General features: G+C 44.1%; 20 protein-coding genes. 11 read left to right on the plus strand and 9 right to left on the minus strand.

What is annotated here, in order from left to right; all coding sequences use genetic code 11:
* Positions 1-66 precede the first annotated feature (66 nt).
* From mnmE to rpmH, 5 genes are read right to left on the minus strand one after another with little or no spacing between them, the layout of a single operon-like run.
* A complete protein-coding gene (gene mnmE, locus METMI_RS0106655) occupies positions 67-1,401 on the minus strand; it encodes a tRNA uridine-5-carboxymethylaminomethyl(34) synthesis GTPase MnmE (protein WP_019865494.1) in 1,335 nt (444 codons plus the stop codon).
* A 2-nt stretch (positions 1,402-1,403) separates the two neighbouring features.
* Complete coding sequence (yidC, locus tag METMI_RS0106660; RefSeq protein WP_029151518.1) at positions 1,404-3,125, minus strand: membrane protein insertase YidC; 1,722 nt, start codon at positions 3,123-3,125, stop codon at positions 1,404-1,406.
* A 2-nt stretch (positions 3,126-3,127) separates the two neighbouring features.
* Complete coding sequence (gene yidD, locus METMI_RS26070) at positions 3,128-3,352, minus strand: membrane protein insertion efficiency factor YidD (protein ID WP_083930187.1); 225 nt, start codon at positions 3,350-3,352, stop codon at positions 3,128-3,130.
* Positions 3,334-3,699 carry a ribonuclease P protein component gene (gene rnpA / locus METMI_RS0106665; protein WP_019865496.1) on the minus strand — a complete coding sequence of 122 codons (366 nt, stop codon included), beginning with the start codon at positions 3,697-3,699 and terminating at the stop codon, positions 3,334-3,336. The genes yidD and rnpA overlap by 19 nt, the downstream gene beginning before the upstream one ends.
* 11 nt (positions 3,700-3,710) lie before the next feature.
* On the minus strand, positions 3,711-3,845 hold the full coding sequence (gene rpmH, locus METMI_RS26075) for a 50S ribosomal protein L34 (protein ID WP_083930190.1): 135 nt from the start codon (positions 3,843-3,845) through the stop codon (positions 3,711-3,713).
* A 167-nt stretch (positions 3,846-4,012) separates the two neighbouring features.
* Between rpmH and dnaA the strand changes: the two genes are divergently transcribed.
* The 5 genes from dnaA (at position 4,013) to lgt (ending at position 11,238) form a co-directional block, all read left to right on the plus strand.
* Positions 4,013-5,329, plus strand: coding sequence for a chromosomal replication initiator protein DnaA (gene dnaA, locus METMI_RS0106670; RefSeq protein WP_019865497.1), 1,317 nt, complete (start codon positions 4,013-4,015; stop codon positions 5,327-5,329).
* Positions 5,330-5,808: 479 nt separating this feature from the next.
* Positions 5,809-6,909: a DNA polymerase III subunit beta gene (dnaN, locus tag METMI_RS0106675; protein WP_029151519.1), complete on the plus strand. Its 1,101-nt coding sequence runs from the start codon at positions 5,809-5,811 to the stop codon at positions 6,907-6,909.
* A 4-nt stretch (positions 6,910-6,913) separates the two neighbouring features.
* The gene (recF, locus tag METMI_RS0106680) at positions 6,914-7,990 is read left to right on the plus strand and encodes a DNA replication/repair protein RecF (RefSeq protein ID WP_029151520.1); all 1,077 of its coding nucleotides are present in this window, start codon (positions 6,914-6,916) and stop codon (positions 7,988-7,990) included.
* A 48-nt stretch (positions 7,991-8,038) separates the two neighbouring features.
* The gene (gyrB, locus tag METMI_RS0106685; protein WP_029151521.1) at positions 8,039-10,453 is read left to right on the plus strand and encodes a DNA topoisomerase (ATP-hydrolyzing) subunit B; all 2,415 of its coding nucleotides are present in this window, start codon (positions 8,039-8,041) and stop codon (positions 10,451-10,453) included.
* 2 nt (positions 10,454-10,455) lie between these two features.
* Entirely contained in the window at positions 10,456-11,238 is a 783-nt protein-coding gene (gene lgt, locus METMI_RS0106690) for a prolipoprotein diacylglyceryl transferase (protein WP_019865501.1), read from the plus strand.
* 88 nt (positions 11,239-11,326) lie between these two features.
* Here the strand turns inward: lgt and METMI_RS0106695 are convergent, their stop codons facing one another.
* Positions 11,327-11,626 carry a hypothetical protein gene (locus METMI_RS0106695; RefSeq protein ID WP_019865502.1) on the minus strand — a complete coding sequence of 100 codons (300 nt, stop codon included), beginning with the start codon at positions 11,624-11,626 and terminating at the stop codon, positions 11,327-11,329.
* A 100-nt stretch (positions 11,627-11,726) separates the two neighbouring features.
* Here METMI_RS0106695 and mutY point away from each other — a divergent pair, with 100 nt between their 5' ends.
* From mutY to METMI_RS0106710, 3 genes are read left to right on the plus strand one after another with little or no spacing between them, the layout of a single operon-like run.
* Complete coding sequence (gene mutY / locus METMI_RS0106700; protein WP_019865503.1) at positions 11,727-12,791, plus strand: A/G-specific adenine glycosylase; 1,065 nt, start codon at positions 11,727-11,729, stop codon at positions 12,789-12,791.
* The gene (locus tag METMI_RS0106705) at positions 12,788-13,060 is read left to right on the plus strand and encodes an oxidative damage protection protein (RefSeq protein WP_019865504.1); all 273 of its coding nucleotides are present in this window, start codon (positions 12,788-12,790) and stop codon (positions 13,058-13,060) included. Before mutY ends, METMI_RS0106705 begins: the two co-directional genes overlap by 4 nt.
* Positions 13,061-13,073: 13 nt before the next feature.
* Positions 13,074-13,559: a GNAT family N-acetyltransferase gene (locus tag METMI_RS0106710; RefSeq protein ID WP_019865505.1), complete on the plus strand. Its 486-nt coding sequence runs from the start codon at positions 13,074-13,076 to the stop codon at positions 13,557-13,559.
* 426 nt (positions 13,560-13,985) lie between these two features.
* Here METMI_RS0106710 and METMI_RS27410 read toward each other — a convergent pair whose 3' ends face one another.
* The 3 genes from METMI_RS27410 to dksA are packed head-to-tail and all read right to left on the minus strand — an operon-like array spanning position 13,986 to position 15,475.
* On the minus strand, positions 13,986-14,132 hold the full coding sequence (locus METMI_RS27410; RefSeq protein ID WP_198007892.1) for a hypothetical protein: 147 nt from the start codon (positions 14,130-14,132) through the stop codon (positions 13,986-13,988).
* Positions 14,133-14,138: 6 nt separating this feature from the next.
* Entirely contained in the window at positions 14,139-15,017 is an 879-nt protein-coding gene (gene gluQRS / locus METMI_RS0106720; RefSeq protein WP_019865507.1) for a tRNA glutamyl-Q(34) synthetase GluQRS, read from the minus strand.
* A gap of 23 nt (positions 15,018-15,040) precedes the next feature.
* On the minus strand, positions 15,041-15,475 hold the full coding sequence (gene dksA / locus METMI_RS0106725; RefSeq protein WP_029151522.1) for an RNA polymerase-binding protein DksA: 435 nt from the start codon (positions 15,473-15,475) through the stop codon (positions 15,041-15,043).
* 119 nt (positions 15,476-15,594) lie between these two features.
* Between dksA and METMI_RS0106730 the strand changes: the two genes are divergently transcribed.
* The 3 genes from METMI_RS0106730 to acs all read left to right on the plus strand — a co-directional run bounded on the left by METMI_RS0106730 (position 15,595) and on the right by acs (position 19,124).
* Positions 15,595-16,761, plus strand: a complete 1,167-nt coding sequence (locus METMI_RS0106730) for a pyridoxal phosphate-dependent aminotransferase (RefSeq protein ID WP_019865509.1) — start codon at positions 15,595-15,597, stop codon at positions 16,759-16,761.
* A 5-nt stretch (positions 16,762-16,766) separates the two neighbouring features.
* Positions 16,767-17,093: a rhodanese-like domain-containing protein gene (locus METMI_RS0106735; RefSeq protein WP_019865510.1), complete on the plus strand. Its 327-nt coding sequence runs from the start codon at positions 16,767-16,769 to the stop codon at positions 17,091-17,093.
* A 90-nt stretch (positions 17,094-17,183) separates the two neighbouring features.
* Positions 17,184-19,124 carry an acetate--CoA ligase gene (acs, locus tag METMI_RS0106740; protein ID WP_019865511.1) on the plus strand — a complete coding sequence of 647 codons (1,941 nt, stop codon included), beginning with the start codon at positions 17,184-17,186 and terminating at the stop codon, positions 19,122-19,124.
* Positions 19,125-19,206: the final 82 nt, after the last annotated feature.

Raw genomic sequence — 19,206 nt, forward strand, 5'->3', positions numbered from 1 at the left:
AAGTATCAAGAAAGGCCGCGCAATGCGGCCTTTTTTATGTGTATCGGCCAGTAAAATTCAAAGCGGCTATTTGCCAATACAAAAACTGGAAAAAATCCTCCCCAACAAATCATCGGATGTGAATTGTCCGGTTATCTCGGCAAGGCTTTGTTGCGCCATCCTTAAATCTTCAGCAACCAGTTCGCCAGCTTGGTTGATTTGCAATTGACCCAAGGCCGTTCCGACAGATTGGTAAGCACGCTCTAGGGCTTCCAAGTGCCTGCGGCGGGCGATGAAGACATTATCGGTCGCTTCATTAAAACCAACGCTTTGTTTCAGGTGGCGGGCCAATAAATCCATGCCCATGCCTGATTTTACCGATAAGTAAATTTCCGTATCCTTTCCGGCCTGCTTTACAGCGGGGGATTGATTAAGCAAATCTATTTTGTTGTAGATACGGGTAATGTCCACATTTTGAGGTAGGGTTTCCAACAAAGTTTCGCAATCTGGATCGCACACATCTATCAACAGCAAGATTTTGTCGGCCTTTTGCATTTCTTCACGCGCCCTGCGTATGCCTTCTTGCTCGACGATATTATCGCTGTCGCGTAAACCAGCAGTGTCGATAATATGCAAGGGCATCCCGTCAAGCTGGATGCGCTCCCTCAATACATCGCGGGTGGTTCCGGCTATGGGGGTGACTATCGCGGCTTCATGTCCGGCCAAGGCATTGAGCAGGCTAGATTTTCCGGCATTGGGTTTGCCAGCAAGGACAATGGTCATCCCTTCGCGGAGCAAACGGCCTTGTTGGGCGGTTTTTTGGATCTGGGCAATACGTCCCAACAAGTTGATTAAGCGCTTTTCGACGACACCATCACTTAAAAAGTCGATTTCTTCATCAACAAAGTCGATGGCGGCCTCGACATATATCCGCAATTCTGTAAGTTCCTCCACCAATTGGTTGATTTGCTGGGAAAACACGCCTTGCATGGATTTTTGAGCCGAACGTACGGATTGTTCAGTGCTACTGGCGATCAAATCGGCAACCGCTTCGGCTTGCGCCAAATCTAGCTTATTGTTTAGGAAGGCGCGTTCGGTGAATTCGCCAGGCTTCGCCAAACGTGCACCTAGCGATAACACACGCCGCAACAACATATCCAAGACAACGGCACCACCATGCCCTTGTAGTTCAAGGACATCTTCGCCTGTATAGGAAGCGGGAGCCGGAAAGTAAAGGCTAATGCCGGAGTCGATTATGGAATTGTCTGCATCCCTAAATACGCAATAACTGGCGTAGCGGGGAATAAGGGGCTTGCTGGTAAGGTGTCGGGCTATCTCAAGAACAGCGGTTCCTGAAATGCGGATGATACCGACACCGCCATTACCTGGCGGTGTCGCAATGGCGGCGATGGTGCCGGGCACTATTAATGCCCAGTAGAACCGTTGCCTTCGGCATCAATTTGTTTGGTGATATACCATTGTTGGATGATCGACAAGGTGTTGTTGACAACCCAATAAAGCACCAAACCGGCAGGGAAAAATAAGAAAAAGACGGTGAAGACCAGTGGGAACATCTTCATGACCTTAGCTTGGATAGGATCAATTGGCGCAGGATTCAGGCTTTGCTGGATTTTCATAGTGATGCCCATGATGATCGGCAAGACATAAAATGGATCCTGTACGGACAAATCTTGTATCCACAGTGCGAAAGGGGTCTGCCGGAATTCAACAGTTTCGCTCAACACCCAATACAAACACATAAAAACAGGGATTTGTATCAGCATTGGGAAACAGCCACCCAACGGGTTGGCTTTTTCTTTTTTGTACAAAGCCATCATTTCGGTGTTGAAACGTTGGCGGTCATCTTTGAAACGTTCTTGCAGCTCCTTCAAACGTGGCTGGATTTTGCGCATCTTCGCCATGGATTTAAAGCTATATTGGGACAAAGGGAAAAACAGCAATTTGATACACAGCGTTACGCCAATGATTGCCAATCCCCAGTTGCCAGTCCAATTATGGACTTGGTTCAATAGCCAATAAATGGGTTTGCCAATAAATGTCAATACGCTGTAATCAACGGTCAGCTCAAGGCCTGTGGCTATTTTTTCCATGACAGGCTGGACTTTAGGCCCGGCAAAAAGCCGCGACGTAAATTCAGCTGAGGTGTTGTTATCAACGGTGATTAAAGGCGAGTAAGAGCCAATCACATAACGTTCATCATGAAGGTTCTTAGTATAAAAATGGTTTTCCTGATTAACAGGTGGTATCCAAGCAGAGGCAAAATAATGCTGGATCATTGCTGTCCAACCGCCTTTGGTGGCGACATCCAGATTACTGTCAACCATGTCATCAAAACTAATTTTTTGGTACTTGTCTTTTTCTGTATAAATCACACCGCCGTCGTAAGCCCTCATACCCCCAGTAAGCATATTGCCCTGATTGCTATGGTCAGGCACCCGCAACAATTGGCTGTATTGGCGGATAGGCAGCGCTTTGCCTGAAGCATTGTCGATATGTTGGTTTAAGGTGATTTCATAACTGCCACGCTTGAACGTGTAAGATTTGGTGACGGTCAGGCCTGCGTTATCTGTCCAAGTCATCGGTACGGTCAAGCTCTCTTGTCCGGAAGATAAGGTATAGCTGTCTTGGCTGCTGCTAAAAAAAGTGTAATGGTTAGCGATAGCGCCAGCACCATTATCAGCAATTAACCCGCTTTGGGCGACAAACAGTTTTTCAGGAAGAGGATTGAATAACCTGACAGGGGAGTGGTTTTTTTCCGCGACAGCCATCCCTACCAAACTGCGTGCCTTGTTAACAACAGTATTGTCCTGTTCGACCGGATATTGGAGCAAATCCAAACTACGGATAGTACCGCCTTGCAAGTCAATTTCAAGATCAATGACATCCGTTTTTACTTTAATTATTTTGCCGGATGTTTGGGTATTGATGGCAATTGGGCTTGCGGTTGCGCTAGTTGCCTGTACGCCTGAAGTTGAGGGTAAATCTTCTTTGCTATTTTCCAGGTTAGGTGTCGTGACTGTGGCAGAAACTTCCGGCTTAGGGCCATAATCAATCTGCCAAGCTTGCATCATCAATATCACTAGCATCGCAAAAGTGACCACTAGTATAAATCTTAAATTATCCATTCTTATTTTCTCAATTTATCTGGAACAGGATCAATGCCCCCTTCATGGAAGGGGTGGCATTTTAATAATCTTTTCAGGGTGAGATAGCAGCCAATGACAGCACCATAGCGCTGTAGTGCCTCTAAGGAATATTGGGAGCAGCTTGGATAAAAGCGACAATGCGACCCGAGTAAGGGGCTAATGAAATATCGGTAAAACTTTATCAATGCTATGAGTATGAAGCGCATCGGGTTACCAACTTAATCCAGTGTCTTTCCAATGACTTTCTTAATAGTTCCAGCGGGGCATCGACGGCTTCCCTGCGGGCCAAAACAACAATGTCAATGTTTCCTAACTGTTGTTGTAACCTAAAATTTTCCCGAACAGTGCGTTTAATGATATTTCTGTGTACGGCTTTTTTGACATTTTTTTTAGCTATCGCCAAACCCAACCGCGGATGATCCAAATCATTTCTTATCGCTAATAGGGTAAAATACTGATCACTGGATTTTACGGGTTTAGCAAAAACTTTTTTATACTCAGCGGGTTTTTTTAACCGGCACTGTGGGGGGAAACCGAATTCGTTGTTAGTCACACAACCAAAATCTAAACGCTTAACTTGTGACGTCCTTTCGCTCTGCGTGCGTTTAACACGTTACGCCCACCGACAGTCGCCATTCTGGAACGGAAACCGTGGGTTCTAGCGCGTTTAATTTTGCTGGGTTGGTATGTTCTTTTCATTGTTGCTCAAGCCTACTAGGATGGTGTTATCAAAAACGGATAAAAAAGACGTTGGATGATAGAATAAACAGCTTGACCTGTCAATTCTGTAGTGACATGTTTTATTAATGTATAGTGGCAAAAGCCCTGTTTTTCTTACTTCACAAATCAATACCTTATCTACTTCAATGAGTTCAATTTGGGACAACTGCCTTGCTAAACTTGAAAATGAAATCGCTAATGCTGATTTCAGTACTTGGATTCGGCCACTACAAGCTGTCGAAAGCGATGGGCACATCACTTTGCTTGCCCCTAACCGTTTCGTATTAGATTGGGTCAAACAACATCATTTTGCCAAAATTGAAGAATCCATTCATGAATTCTCTAATGGAAATTTAGTGCTAACCTTAGAAATTGGTTCAAAAAAATCCTCAGCACCTCCTATCACAAAAGTCGCCAAACCTGTCGAAACTAAAAAGGCCAACCTTACTTTCCTAAACAAAGCATTTACTTTTGAAAATTTTGTTGAAGGTAAATCTAACCAATTAGCACGGGCGGCATCCATCCAAGTTTCAGAAAATAGCGGTAAGGCTTATAACCCTTTGCTAATTTACGGTAGTTCTGGCTTAGGTAAAACACATTTGATGCACGCTATCGGCAACGCGGTATTACAAAAGAACCCTTCTGCCAATATTGTATACCTGCATTCAGAAAAATTTGTCCAGGATATGGTCAAGGCATTACAACAAAATTCAATTGATGCATTTAAACAATTTTATCGCGCCATTGATGTACTGTTGATTGATGATATCCAATTTTTTGCCGGAAAAGAACGCTCACAAGAAGAATTTTTCCATACATTCAATACCTTATTAGAAAAAAAGCATCAAGTGGTTTTAACTTGTGACAAATACCCAAAGGAAATTGTTGGACTTGAAGACCGTTTAAAATCACGTTTTGGATGGGGCTTACCTGTTTCAATAGAGCCACCCGATATGGAAACGCGGGCGGCTATCTTAATGAAAAAAGCACAATTAGTAGGTGTTGACCTAGCCCAAGAAGTGGCGTTTTTTATTGCTAAACGGATTCCATCTAACGTCCGGGATTTGGAAGGCGCTTTACGGAGAGTCATTGCCAACGCCCAATTTACAGGTAAAGAAATTACTACCGAATTTACTAAAGAAGCTTTGCACGACTTGATTTCTTTACAAGACAAATTAGTCAATATTGATAACATCCAAAAAACCGTCGCTGAATATTACAAAATTAGAATTTCTGATTTAGTGTCTAAAAACCGTAAGCAAACAATCACAAGACCACGGCAACTTGCCATGACATTGGCGCGAGAATTGACCTCCCATAGCTTCCCGGAAATTGGCAATGCTTTTGGTGGACGTGATCATACAACGGTTATCAATGCATGTAAGCGGATCAGTGAGCTAAGAGAATCAGACCATAAGATGGCTGAAGATTATTCTAATTTGTTACGGTCATTGTCCCATTAGCCTGTGGATAACTTTGTGCATAAACCATGCTCTTTTTGTTCATATTCTTGGGGACAATTTTAATGAAAAAGTTATATTTTAGTTATCCACAATTCCCACACAATTAAATAACAGCTTTAATTTAATAATAACATACTGTTTTTAAAATACTTATTAAACTTATACATGATTTTTACTAGACTAATAATAAGAGGCTTTAAATACCTTTTTTAGTTGTTATTACTGAATTAACTAAGAATGCCCCATTGAATATAGATGTTTTTAGAGTTTACGAATTGTGGATAACGTTGTGGCTAACCACCTTTATATTAGGGATAACCTTGTGCATAAAATTTCAATCTTTATTAAGCTCCAAGTTATCCACAATAAACAAACATCCATATCAGCTAGTTTATAAATAAATAACTTATTGAAAATAAATTAAAATAACTAGTTATCCACAGTTTTTTGTCCCCTTAATACTAATAAGATAAAGAAATATGAAATTTGTTATTAATAGAGAAATTTTACTCATACCTTTACAACAAATTGTAAGCGTTATAGAAAAACGTCAAACACTACCCATCTTAGCTAACGTCCTGATAGTAGTTAATGACAATCAGTTAATTTTGACCGGTACAGATCTTGAGATTCAAATTATTGCTAAAATTGCGATCGAACCAATAGAATCCGGATCGATTACAGTTCCAGCAAGAAAGCTTTTGGATATTTGCCGGTTATTGCCAAAAGGTGCGGAAATCAAATGCGAACAGCAAGGTGATAAAGTCAAAATATCTTCACATCGTAGCCGTTTTTCTTTAAGTGCCTTACCAGCAGACAATTATCCTGAATTTGCCGAATCTGCTTTAGAAAACCACTTCCTAATCAATGCGGGACAATTTAAAAAAGCTTTAGACAAGACTTTGTTTTGTATGGCTAACCAGGATGTGCGTTATTACTTAAATGGGCTATTGCTAAATATTTCTAATAGTAAATTAAAATTAGTGGCCTCTGATGGTCACCGTTTAGCAGTTTATGAAGACCATCTTGAACAGGCAACTGGATTTGAGGCACGGATTATTTTACCGAGAAAAGGAGTTTTGGAATTGAATCGCCTGTTAGATGATTCTGAAACTGAGCTTAAGGTAGAGTTTTCTAGCAATAACATTAGGATTTATATTAAGGATCTTATTTTTTCAGCGAAACTTGTTGATGCAAAATATCCAGATTTCAGCAAAGTATTTCAGCAAGATTTTTTCAATCCATTGTGTATAGATAAGCAATTGTTTCGTGAAGCTTTGACCCGGGTTGCAATTTTATCGAATGAAAAATTTAAAGGCATTACGCTTGATATTAGTGCTGAACGGTTAACTATCAGCACTCATAATCCGGAACAGGATGAAGCGGAGGAAGAATTGGCAATTGATTATGATGGGGATTCCTTATCAATTTCATTCAATGCCCAATATTTATTGGAAGCAGTTGCCAATTTAGATTCTGAAAGTGCGGCATTAATTATTGCCAGCAACGCTAGCAGTTGTTTCATCAATGAACAGAACGACCGTACTTACCAATTCATCGTAATGCCGATGCGCTTATAAATTTATGAGCTTAATTAAATTGGATATTTACCATGTCAGAAATATCCAAAGCGCATCTATGCAGCCTTGTCCTGCCATTAATCTGATAGTGGGTGACAATGCTAGTGGTAAAAGTTCTCTTCTTGAAGCTATTTATATTTTAGGCAGGGCAAGATCGTTCCGTTCTGGCAATATAAGGTCTGTGATCAATTTTAATCACGAACATATCATTGTGTCTGCTCAAACCCAACGGGTTGATACTGGCATTAACCAGTTAGGTATCCAGCTTGATGGCAAATCAATAGCGATACGCATCAATCAAGAATCTAAACAACTACGTTCCGAATTGGCTTACGCTTTACCATTACAGCTGATCCACCCTAAAAGTTATGAATTGCTAGATGCGGGGGCGCAGTTTCGACGCGAATTTTTAGATTGGGGAATTTTTAACGATGAAAAAAATTTTCTCCCGGCATGGAGGTGTTTTAAAAAGGCTCTGGCTCAACGTAATGCTTTATTAAAAACTAAACAGCTTGAACAACTTCCGGTTTGGAACCAAGAATTAGCGTATTACGGTACAATAGTCCATAGTTATCGGATCCGTTATTTGGAAAAATTACAATCTGTGTTTATTGCAATTAGCCAAAATTTTTTGGTTATTGAAGATATAACAATCAATTTATTATCAGGTTGGGATTTCTCCAAAACGCTAATAGATGCTTTGGATCATGACATTGAAAAGGACTTGCGCTATGGTTTTACTCATAGCGGCCCACATAGGGGAGACTTTCAAGTGTTGGTTAACCAATATCTTGCAAAAGACTATGTCTCCCGCGGACAGTTAAAATTACTGGTGTTGAGCCTAAAACTTGCACAAGTACAACTGTTAACTGATGAGCAATATTATTTAGGTTGCTTGTTAATTGATGATTTCGCTGCAGAATTAGATATTAATAACCGAGGTAAATTACTAAATTTCTTAGCTACCCTAAACTGTCAAGTTTTTATCACCGCTAATACATCCACTGATTTTGGGGATTTGAGTCATATACCAACTTATAAAATGTTCCACGTGGAACATGGCACTATAAAATCAATGTAATGTTCCACGTGGAACATCTAGGCAAACTACAGGAAAAATAAAAACCATATGAGTAATAATAACGATCAATACGATAGTACCAATATTCAGGTTTTGAAAGGATTGGATGCGGTAAGAAAACGACCAGGTATGTATATCGGCGATACAGATGACGGTTCCGGTTTGCATCATATGGTTTTTGAAGTGGTTGATAATTCGATAGATGAAGCATTGGCAGGCTATTGTAAGGAAGTTCGGGTAATAATCCATGCAAATGGATCCGTGACTGTTGCTGATGATGGTCGCGGTATTCCAGTTGATATTCATGAGGAGGAGGGCAGATCTGCCGCCGAAGTCATTATGACCGTATTACATGCAGGCGGAAAATTTGATGATAATGCTTACAAAGTTTCCGGAGGTCTGCACGGTGTAGGTGTATCTGTAGTGAATGCATTGTCAGAAGAACTCAATCTTGAAATTCGTAAAAATGGGCAGTTATATAAACAGCAATATTTGATGGGTGAACCTGTTGCACCTTTAGCGGCTGCTGGTTCAGCAACTGGTTCTGGTACCTTGATTAATTTTAAACCCAGCAATAAAACGTTTACTGATGTTGAGTTCCACTACGATATTTTAGCGAAACGTTTGCGTGAATTATCCTTCCTGAACTCTGGTGTCCGTATCAGCTTAGAAGATGAACGCACTGATAAACAAGATGTGTTCGAATTTGAAGGCGGTATTAGTGCATTTGTGGAACACCTCAACAAAAATAAAATCCCTTTATTTCCTGAAGTTTTTTACTTTAAGGCTGAAAAAGAAGGGGTGACTGTAGAAGTTGCAATGCAATGGAATGACTCGTATCAAGAAAATGTTTTTTGCTATACCAATAATATTCCTCAACGCGACGGTGGTAGCCATTTGGCTGGATTTAGGGGGGCGTTAACACGTACCGTCAATCAATATATTGAAACCAGTGGGTTAGCTAAGAAAGAGAAAGTAACTACTACGGGTGATGACGCCCGTGAAGGTTTAACGGCAGTTTTATCTGTGAAGGTTCCAGATCCGAAATTTTCCTCGCAAACTAAAGACAAATTGGTTTCATCTGAAGTAAAGCCATTGGTGGAATCGACCATGAATGAAAAGCTTCAGGAATTTTTGCTGGAAAAACCGCAAATTGCCAAAGCCATTGTCGGTAAAATTATTGATGCCGCACGTGCGAGGGAAGCGGCTCGCAAAGCCCGTGAAATGACGCGTCGTAAAACTACGCTAGATATTGCAGGTTTGCCAGGAAAACTTGCTGATTGCCAGGAAAAAGATCCTGCCTTATCAGAACTATTCCTCGTCGAAGGGGACTCAGCAGGGGGGTCAGCAAAGCAGGGCAGGGATAGGCGCACCCAAGCGATTTTACCGTTAAAGGGTAAAATCCTAAATGTTGAAAAAGCCCGTTTCGATAAAATGATTTCTTCTGAAGAGGTTGGCACTTTAATCACTGCTCTAGGCTGTGGTATTGGGAAAGATGAATATAATCTTGCTAAACTACGTTATCACCGCATCATTATCATGACTGATGCCGATGTTGATGGCTCACATATCCGCACTTTGTTGCTGACTTTCTTTTACCGTCAATTGCCTGAGATTATAGAAAAAGGCTATATCTACATTGCCCAGCCTCCGTTGTATAAAGTTAAAAAAGGTAAGCAGGAACACTACGTTAAAGATGATGTAGCCCTAAATGAATATCTGATCCAATTAGCACTCGACAAAGCGCAATTGTTCACTGATGAAACGGCTCCGCCAATACAAGGCCAAGGCTTAGAGAAATTGGCAAAAGATTACGTAGGAATTGTCAGTAATATTAACCGCTTGTTTAGACGTTATGACGAAGCTTTTTTAGAACAACTCATTACTATGGATGTGGTTGATGAAGATCTTAAGCAAGATCATCAAAAATTGATTGTGTGGTTCGATAAAATTATCCAGCAATTAAATGATTGTTTGGGTACCGCGGTTTTTTCTGTGGAATTGGATTATAAGAGTGCCAATGAATTTTCGGCAGTCATCAGTAAACGTTTGCATGGCATCAGCAAATTATTTGTTTTGCCTTCAACTTTCTTTAACAGCAAAGACTACAAACAAATGGCGCAATATGCGCAAGATACTGCGGATATGTTTAATGATAGCTCCTACATCAAAATGGGCGAACGTCAGCAGGTTGTCAGCAGTTTTAAGCAAGCCTTTGACTGGATGATGAGGGAAGTCAAAAAAGGCCAGCATATCCAAAGGTATAAAGGTCTAGGAGAGATGAACCCCGAACAGCTTTGGGAAACCACATTAGATGCTAATAACCGACGTTTGCTACAAGTCAGGATAGAAGATGCGATAGCCGCAGATGAAATTTTCACTACCTTGATGGGTGATGTCGTGGAACCACGCCGCGATTTTATCGTTAAGAATGCCTTGGATGTCACTAATTTGGATGTGTAATTATGCTTATCTACCCGGAAATTAACCCAATCGCGATTGAGCTTGGCCCATTGAAAGTCCATTGGTATGGACTGATGTACTTGGTTGGCTTTGTTGCCGTATATTTTTTAGGCCAAAGAAGTGCAAAACTCCCATGGTCGCCAATTAAACCGGAAGCTATTGAAGACTTGGTCACTTACGGTGCACTAGGGGTTATCTTGGGTGGCAGGATAGGCTATGTGCTGTTCTACAAGTTCGGCGACTTTATCCAAAATCCAATTATGCTATTTAAAATTTGGGAAGGCGGCATGGCCTTCCATGGTGGTATGTTGGGTGTGTTTGTGGCAATGTGGTTTTATGCTAAAAAACAAAATTGCACGATGATGCAGCTTATCGATCTAATCGCACCTTTGGCTCCTATCGGTTTAGGGGCAGGGCGCCTAGGTAATTTTATTAATTCAGAACTTTGGGGAAGGACGACTGATGTGCCATGGGGGATGGTTTTCCCTAATGGCGGCCCTTTGGCAAGGCATCCATCGCAATTATATGAAGCATTCTTGGAGGGTTTTTTGTTGTTTGTGATTTTACAAGTCTATACTAGCAAACCGCGCCCAATTATGGCGCCAACGGGTGTCGCGGTATTTTTTTATGGCTGTTTCCGCTTTTTTGTTGAGTTTTACCGGATGCCAGATGCACATCTTGGCTATTTGGCATTTGATTGGCTAACAATGGGACAGATTCTGTCTACACCGATGATAGTGGTTGGTGCGCTGTTATTTTATTTTGCGCATAGAAGGCTAGCGTAAACGAAACGGTTCCAGATAAAAAAACGGCTGGCATACTTAAAGTATGCCAGCCGTTTTTTTTGATATTGCTAAGGGGTGATACCTGAAATCACTTCAAATTTTGTTCTGAGTTGGGTGGCAAGTCGGCCAATAATTTCTTTCTGACCAAATATGCTGCAGCCATAGCGCAAAGGGCTGGAATTTGGGTGACAATAAAAACCATGGTAAAGTTTTTGCCAAATAGCCCTACGATAGGAGCGAGTATGGTCAATTTGATTGCCCACCAGGCAATCCAATAACCCATCAGGCCGATGATCACCCATTTGATGGGGGATTGACCATGTTTTTTGGCGGTCATATAAAACCAGACGATAACGGCAATTCCCGCCGCTTTAGCTAAAAACAACATTTTTCACCTCGTTTATAATAAGTTATGTACCCGCCCATGATATTCCATAACCAATGATAAATGTACTCTATTTTAGCAACCATCTTCCTCTAATTTTTCAATGACTCCCGCTAAATTTCAACATTGTTTGCTGACTTGGTTTGACCAATATGGGCGTAAAAATTTGCCATGGCAGCAAGACATCAGCCCTTACCGCGTCTGGTTATCGGAGACGATGTTGCAACAAACTCAGGTCACCACTGTGATACCGTATTTTTTAGCGTTCACCACAAAATTCCCGACGTTAGAGCATTTGGCAATAGCCGATATTGATGAGGTGCTCAAACATTGGGCTGGGTTAGGCTATTACGCCCGTGCCCGCAACTTGCATAAAGCCGCACAACGGATAGTTGAATTGGGATACTTTCCCAATACGTTAGAAGGTTTGATGGCATTACCAGGCATAGGGCAATCTACTGCCGGGGCAGTCTTGAGCATTGCGTTCCACAATAGCCACCCTATCCTCGATGGCAATGTAAAACGGGTTTTAGCACGCTTCTACGCCGTTTCTGGATGGCCGGGCGACTCACGGGTTAACAAGGCCTTATGGGCTGCTAGTGCGGAATTAACGCCCATTTATCGCGTTGCTGATTATACCCAAGCTATCATGGATCTGGGGGCTACCTTATGTACCCGTAGCAAGCCATTATGTCAGTCATGTCCGGTGGCAGATGCTTGCCAAGCAAATAAAAATGGCACAGTCTCCGTTTATCCAATGCCTAAACCATCGAAAACCTTACCGAGCAGACAAAGCATTTGGTTGGTGCTATACGATGCAAACCAGCAAATTTGGCTGGAAAAAAGACCGCCGACTGGGATATGGGGTGGGTTATGGAGTTTTCCGGAATTTGCTACCCTTGCGGAAGCTGAAGACTGGTGCATTAGCCGAAACCTGCATATCAAACGCCAATACACTTTGGCTAGCAAGCGCCATACTTTTTCGCATTACCATTTGGATTACACGCCGTTGATTGTCCATGTCGAAAACCTTACAAATAATGTGATGGAAGCCAATCAATCGCTCTGGTATAACAACGCACAAATTTCAGGACTAGGGTTGGCGGCACCTGTAAAAACCCTCCTGCAACAACTTAATATAAAAAATCATCAAGGATTCTTATCATGACAAGATTAGTGAAGTGCGTAAAACTCGGAATAGAAACCGAAGGCTTGGATTCACCACCTTTCCCAGGTGAAAAAGGCCAGGAGATTTATGAAAAAATCTCCAAAGCGGCTTGGCAAGCTTGGTTAAGCAAACAGACTATGATCATCAACGAAAACAAACTGGCGAGTTTTGATCCTAAAGCCCGTGCTTATTTGGCTGAAGAACGCAATAAGTTTTTGTTTGAAGGCAATGATGAGATGCCAGCAGGCTACGTGCCTCCGAAAGCCTAAAAATAAATAGCACATGATAAAAATCATTTTGGCTGATTTGTCCCTGCCAAAACACGCCCAAGCCATTATCTCCCTGTTGGATGAGTACGCCCAAGACCCAATGGGGGGTGGTGCGCAATTGCCTGCTTTTGTGCGGGCCAATTTGATTGCGGAACTGAAAAAACGCCAAGGGGTATATGTCATTATGGCTATGCTTGGCGATAATGCGGCAGGCATGGCAATTTGTTTTGAAGGGTTCTCGACGTTTGCCTGTAAACCGCTGTTAAATATCCACGATGTGATCGTTTCGGCAAATCACCGGGGACGCGGCATAGCCAAACAATTGCTGGCAAAAGCGGAAGAAATCGCCATCAATTCAGGTTGTTGCAAACTGACGTTAGAAGTGTTGGAGGGCAATATTACCGCACAAGCGGCTTATAAGGCTTGTGGGTTCGCAGGTTATGAGCTTGACCCGATAATGGGTAAAGCGATGTTTTGGCAAAAGAACTTGATCCAATAAGGTAAACATCCAGGCTAGCGCGTCAAGCTTATTGACCATAATAGGCTGAGTATCCCTAAAAGCAATAATAACCAAGCTTTTAATGGCAGGGTCTGTAAAGAATCGCCCCGAGCTATCATGACCAATACACTGAACAGCGGAATCAACATGCCGCATTCAATAAAAAGATTGCGCCAAAAATAATAATTGCTAAAGCTCAGGCGGCCGGCGCTGGGCAATATGCCAATCGGTGAGATAATTTCGTGATGGCTGAAAGGCCATAATATAGGTAAAGGATGTACCCCAACCAGTAAGTCTAAAATAAGATGCGAACATGAGGCTAATGCAAAAAATATAAATGGAATTCGAAAACGCCAAGTTGCTAACCATGCAATGATGCTGGTGCTTAGGCAAAACCATAAGGAATGGCTAAAGCGCGGCTGGAAGTTAATGTGGAAAAACCAAATAATCTAGGTCAGGAAAGATGGCAAGCAAAACCAGCACGGGCAACAACCAGCGTGTTGTAGGATTGTAGTGTTTTTGCGCGAGATAAATGGCTGTACCGCTGATAGCGTGACCAATGAGTGATGACATAACGGCCTAAACTATGGCAAGTGATTGTTGGTTTCTTAATGCCGCAGGGTTCCAATGGCTAATCCCCCAAGCCAATAATTCACCAACCGAAGCGGCTTTTAATTCCAAGGGTGGCTGTTGTTTTAACAGAACCAACAAACCAAATATAACCGCAGACGGAATGCTGGTGTCCACCGCGGTCGCCAATGTCTGTTTGCTAAGCTTATAGCCATCGTGGTCGATAATCACCGGAACATGCAGATAGCGTGGTGTGGGATAACCTAGCAATTGTTGCAGGTAAATTTGCTTGGGTGTTGATGTGAGCAAATCACAACCGCGCACGATTTCGTTGACCTGCTGCAGGTAATCGTCAATAACCACGGCGAATTGGTAAGCAATAATGCCGTCTTTGCGTTTGACAATAAAATCGCTATGCGGGCCATTCAGCTGTTCGTTGATTGGCCCTTGCAGATAATCGTCGAAAGCTATTTCCCGTATGCCAGTTTTAATGCGCAAGGCATGCGGGGTGTCTGGAGATATGTCCCGATTTCGGCAACGCCCCGAATAACTGTCAGAAGCGAGCAGCTTTCGGCTACAGTCGCAACGGTATAGGTATTGGTTTTGTATGAGCTGATTGAGGATGTCTCGATAAACAGACAATTGTTGGCTTTGGTAGGCAACTTCACCATCCCAATGCAAACTTAGGCTGTCCAAAGTATTGAGGATGGAAGTGACCGAACCAGGTCGGTTGCGCGGGGTGTCGAGATCGTCTAAACGCAACAGCCAGCGGCCTTGTTGGGAACGGGCTTGCAAGAAACTGGCAAGCGCGGTGTAGAGGGAACCTAAGTGTAAAGGGCCGGTTGGCGAAGGTGCAAACCGACCAATGATAGTTTGCTTATCTGGCACGGCAAGCGATTTTGCAAACGGGCTTAGCCCATTTGTTTTTCGCGGATTTCGTCCAGAGTTTTACAATCAATACACAGTGTTGCAGTCGGGCGTGCTTCGAGGCGGCGGATGCCGATTTCGATACCGCAAGACTCGCAATAACCATAATCGCCGGATTCAATTTCTTTCAGGGCATCATCAATTTTCTTGCTTAAGCGGCGTTCACGGTCACGGGTCCGTAATTCAAGGCTGAATTCAGACTCCTGCGTGGCACGGTCGTTAGGGTCAGGAAAATTGGCGGCATCATCCTGCATGTGGTTTACAGTACGGTCCACACCCTGCATCAGTTCGGCTTTCCAGTTTTTTAAGATACTCTCAAAATGTTTCAATTGAGCTTCGTTCATGTACTCTTCGCCTTCTGCTGGTACATAAGGCTTAAAGGTAAAAGGCGACGCAACCACGTTAGAACCAGTAGCCATCCATTAACTCCTACAAGATTAAATAAAACCGCGCATTTTTAGCAGAATAGCAGGCTGTTAGCAAGAATTATTGGTATCATCGGCATTTTTTCACAACCTTATCCAAATAAGCCCAAGCGATGGACAAAAAAACCGCAGACCGGATGCTGGCCATTTCTCCATTTTATGTGATGGCTTTGCTGCAACGCGCGAAACAACTGGAGTCTGAGGGCAGGGATGTGATCCACATGGAAATCGGCGAACCGGATTTCCCTACGCCGAAAGCCATAGTCGAAGCGGGTGTCAGATTGCTGCAAACAGGGGAAGTAAAATACACCCCTGCAGCTGGTTTGTTGGAATTGCGGCGGAAAATCGCCCGGTTTTATCAAAGCCAATACGGTGTGTCCGTTGCGCCCGAACGGATCTTTATCACCCCCGGCGCATCCGGGGCGTTTTTGCTGGCTTTAGGCATCAGTTTGAACCCCGGTGAAGAATTGCTGATGGCCGACCCGTGTTACCCGTGTAACAGCAATTTTGCCAGCTTGTTCGGTGCCACGCCACGCGCCTTACCTGTTGATGCCGGTACCTCGTATCAATTGACGGCTGACCAGGTCAAACAACATTGGCATTCCCATAGCAAAGGCGTGTTGGTGGCCTCGCCGTCCAACCCGACCGGAACCTTGATTTCCCCAGAGGCCTTGCAAGCCGTAGTCCAAACAACCAACGCTTTAGGTGGCTGTTTTTATTCCGATGAGATTTACCATGGCTTGGTTTATGGGCAAAATGCCACAACCGCATTGCAATACAGCGACGAGGTGTTTGTCATCAACAGTTTTTCCAAATATTTCGGTATGACGGGTTGGCGTATCGGATGGCTGGTCGTGCCCGACGGCTTTATCAGCGCGGCGGAAAAGCTTGCACAAAACATTTTTATCGCCACGTCCACCCATTCGCAATACGCGGCTTTGGCTGCGTTTGATCGGGAAACCCTAGTAGAACTGGAACGCCGCCGTGCCGAACTGGCGGCAAGACGCGATTTTCTTTATGCGCATTTGTTGGATTTGGGCTTTGGCATCCCGGCCAAACCTGAAGGGGCGTTTTACATTTATGCGGATTGCTCACGCTTTACTGATGATAGCTTCCAATTCGCGCTGGATTTTCTGGAGCAAGAAGCTGTTGCGATAACGCCTGGCAAAGATTTCGGGACATACAATGCCCAACACAATTTACGTTTTGCCTATACCACTACAGCCGATAAAATGGCGGCTGCCATGCAACGCTTGGAACGATTCATAAACAAAGGATAAAGACCATGACCGTTAAGACCCTCACCGCGATTGAATTAAAAACTAAACTTGAACAAGGCGAGCCGTTGTTGCTGCTCGATGTCCGGGAAGATTACGAATACAAGTACGCCCATATCCCTAACAGCGTTTTGATCCCATTGAACAAAATTCCTGCGCGGATCAATGAACTGGATGCCAACCAAGCGATTGTCGTGCTTTGCCATCATGGGATGCGCAGCAAACGGGCCGCCAATTTTTTAGTGGAAGCCGGTTTTACCGACATCACTAATCTGGAAGGTGGCATTGACGCATGGTCTTTGTATTGCGACAGTTCCGTGCCGCGCTATTCGTAAAGGGAGCCAGTTTGCAAAGCGGTGATGAAATTACGAAGTTGATCAAGGGATAAACCCCGTCCTGCCATAATAACCAGTTAGGAATAAATCATGCTAGACCCACATCTTTATCACGTCAAACCTGAGATTGCGGCACGGGCGCACATCACTGCCGAAACTTACCAAACCCTTTACCAGCAATCCATAGACCAGCCGGAAGCCTTTTGGGACGGGCAAGCGGAGCGTTTTTTGACTTGGGATAAGCGCTGGGACAAGGTCATGGATTATGATTATCCGACGGCTTATATCCGCTGGTTTGAAGGCGGTAGGCTCAATGTCAGCGCCAATTGCCTGGATCGGCATCTGGCAGCACGCGGCGACCAGACCGCCATTATTTGGGAGGGTGACAATCCGTCCCAGGACAAAAAAATCAGCTATAAGGAATTGCACCGGCTAGTTTGTAAATTCGCCAATGTCCTCAAAGCCCAAGGCGTACAAAAAGGCGACCATGTTTGCATTTACCTGCCAATGATCGTTGAGGCGGCAGTTGTCATGCTCGCTTGTACGCGCATCGGTGCGGTGCATTCGGTGGTGTTTGGCGGTTTTTCCGCTGAAGCGTTGAAAGACCGCATCCTTGACGGGCAATGCCACTATTTGGTTTGTGCCGATGAAGGTTATCGCGGCGGCAAGGTCATCCCGATTAAGGCCACTGTCGATAAAGCCGCCGCCCATTGCCCAAGCCTGGAAAAAATCATCGTCATCCAAAATACCGGGCAAACCGTGGCTTGGCAGGCAGGGCGCGATGTTTGGTATCACGAAGCGATGGCGCAAGCGTCTGAAAATTGTGAGCCAGAAAGCATGGATGCCGAAGACCCGCTGTTCATCCTCTACACATCCGGATCGACGGGCAAACCCAAAGGTGTGCAGCACAGCACAGGAGGCTATTTGCTGTATGCGGCGATGACGCACAAATATATTTTTGATTACCACGATGGCGATGTGTACTGGTGCACCGCCGATGTCGGTTGGATCACCGGGCATTCGTATGTGCTTTACGGGCCGTTGTGTAATGGCGCGACCACACTGATGTTTGAAGGGGTGCCGACTTATCCTGAAGCCGACCGTTTTTGGCAAGTCATCGACAAACATCGGGTCAATATTTTCTACACCGCACCGACCGCGATACGCGCCCTGATGGCGCAAGGCAATGCTTATGTCGAGCGCACTGACCGCAGCAGCCTAAGGATTTTGGGCAGTGTCGGTGAGCCGATCAACTCGGAAGCATGGGAGTGGTACTACCATACGGTAGGTGAAAGGCGTTGCCCTATCGTTGACACATGGTGGCAAACTGAAACAGGCGGGATCCTGATCACCCCGCTGCCGGGCGTCACCGCCTTAAAACCGGGCTCAGCAACTTTACCGTTTTTCGGAGTGCAGCCCGCCATCATCGACAGTAGAGGGAAATTGCTGGAGGGGGTTGCCGAAGGCGTGTTGGTGTTAAGCCGGTCATGGCCCGGACAGGCCCGAACCATTTATGGCGACCATCAACGCTTTATCGACACCTATTTTAAGGCCTATCCGGGTTATTACTTCACAGGGGACGGGGCACGGCGTGATGCCGACGGATATTATTGGATCACCGGACGGGTGGATGATGTCCTGAATGTTTCCGGCCATAGGTTGGGTACGGCGGAGATTGAAAGCGCGTTGGATTTGCATGAATTCGTCGCCGAATCCGCCGTGGTCGGTTTTCCGCATGACATCAAAGGCCAAGGCATTTATGCCTTTGTGACGCTGGATGTGGGCGTCAACCCAACCGAGCAAATTAAAAAGGAGTTAGTTAATCTGGTCAGGAATGAAATCGGTGCAATTGCCACGCCAGATGCAGTCCAATGGGCACCTAGTTTGCCAAAGACACGCTCCGGCAAAATTATGCGCCGCATTTTGCGCAAAATCGCTAGCAACGAGCTGGATAATCTTGGCGATATATCAACCCTTGCAGATTCTTCAGTGGTTGAGGAAATTATTGCCAATAGGGTTAATAAAGGCTAGTTTGCAATTGCCGGGGAATTTTTAAAAAGGTAACTGATATTTAGCCATCCTGCACAAACTTTGCTTAAGCCCACGCCGGTGG

The sequence above is a fragment of the Methylovulum miyakonense HT12 genome (genome assembly GCF_000384075.1).
Lineage (GTDB): Bacteria > Pseudomonadota > Gammaproteobacteria > Methylococcales > Methylomonadaceae > Methylovulum > Methylovulum miyakonense.

What these genes read in the sequence shown, in the direction of transcription:
- yidC (WP_029151518.1), bottom strand. Translation starts at nt 3,125, where the DNA reads ATGGATAATTTAAGATTTATACTAGTGGTCACTTTTGCGATGCTAGTG.
- yidD (WP_083930187.1), bottom strand. Translation starts at nt 3,352, where the DNA reads ATGCGCTTCATACTCATAGCATTGATAAAGTTTTACCGATATTTCATT.
- rpmH (WP_083930190.1), bottom strand. Translation starts at nt 3,845, where the DNA reads ATGAAAAGAACATACCAACCCAGCAAAATTAAACGCGCTAGAACCCAC.
- dnaA (WP_019865497.1), top strand. Translation starts at nt 4,013, where the DNA reads ATGAGTTCAATTTGGGACAACTGCCTTGCTAAACTTGAAAATGAAATC.
- dnaN (WP_029151519.1), top strand. Translation starts at nt 5,809, where the DNA reads ATGAAATTTGTTATTAATAGAGAAATTTTACTCATACCTTTACAACAA.
- recF (WP_029151520.1), top strand. Translation starts at nt 6,914, where the DNA reads ATGAGCTTAATTAAATTGGATATTTACCATGTCAGAAATATCCAAAGC.
- gyrB (WP_029151521.1), top strand. Translation starts at nt 8,039, where the DNA reads ATGAGTAATAATAACGATCAATACGATAGTACCAATATTCAGGTTTTG.
- lgt (WP_019865501.1), top strand. Translation starts at nt 10,456, where the DNA reads ATGCTTATCTACCCGGAAATTAACCCAATCGCGATTGAGCTTGGCCCA.
- METMI_RS0106695 (WP_019865502.1), bottom strand. Translation starts at nt 11,626, where the DNA reads ATGTTGTTTTTAGCTAAAGCGGCGGGAATTGCCGTTATCGTCTGGTTT.
- mutY (WP_019865503.1), top strand. Translation starts at nt 11,727, where the DNA reads ATGACTCCCGCTAAATTTCAACATTGTTTGCTGACTTGGTTTGACCAA.
- METMI_RS0106705 (WP_019865504.1), top strand. Translation starts at nt 12,788, where the DNA reads ATGACAAGATTAGTGAAGTGCGTAAAACTCGGAATAGAAACCGAAGGC.
- METMI_RS0106710 (WP_019865505.1), top strand. Translation starts at nt 13,074, where the DNA reads ATGATAAAAATCATTTTGGCTGATTTGTCCCTGCCAAAACACGCCCAA.
- METMI_RS27410 (WP_198007892.1), bottom strand. Translation starts at nt 14,132, where the DNA reads ATGTCATCACTCATTGGTCACGCTATCAGCGGTACAGCCATTTATCTC.
- dksA (WP_029151522.1), bottom strand. Translation starts at nt 15,475, where the DNA reads ATGGCTACTGGTTCTAACGTGGTTGCGTCGCCTTTTACCTTTAAGCCT.
- METMI_RS0106730 (WP_019865509.1), top strand. Translation starts at nt 15,595, where the DNA reads ATGGACAAAAAAACCGCAGACCGGATGCTGGCCATTTCTCCATTTTAT.
- METMI_RS0106735 (WP_019865510.1), top strand. Translation starts at nt 16,767, where the DNA reads ATGACCGTTAAGACCCTCACCGCGATTGAATTAAAAACTAAACTTGAA.
- acs (WP_019865511.1), top strand. Translation starts at nt 17,184, where the DNA reads ATGCTAGACCCACATCTTTATCACGTCAAACCTGAGATTGCGGCACGG.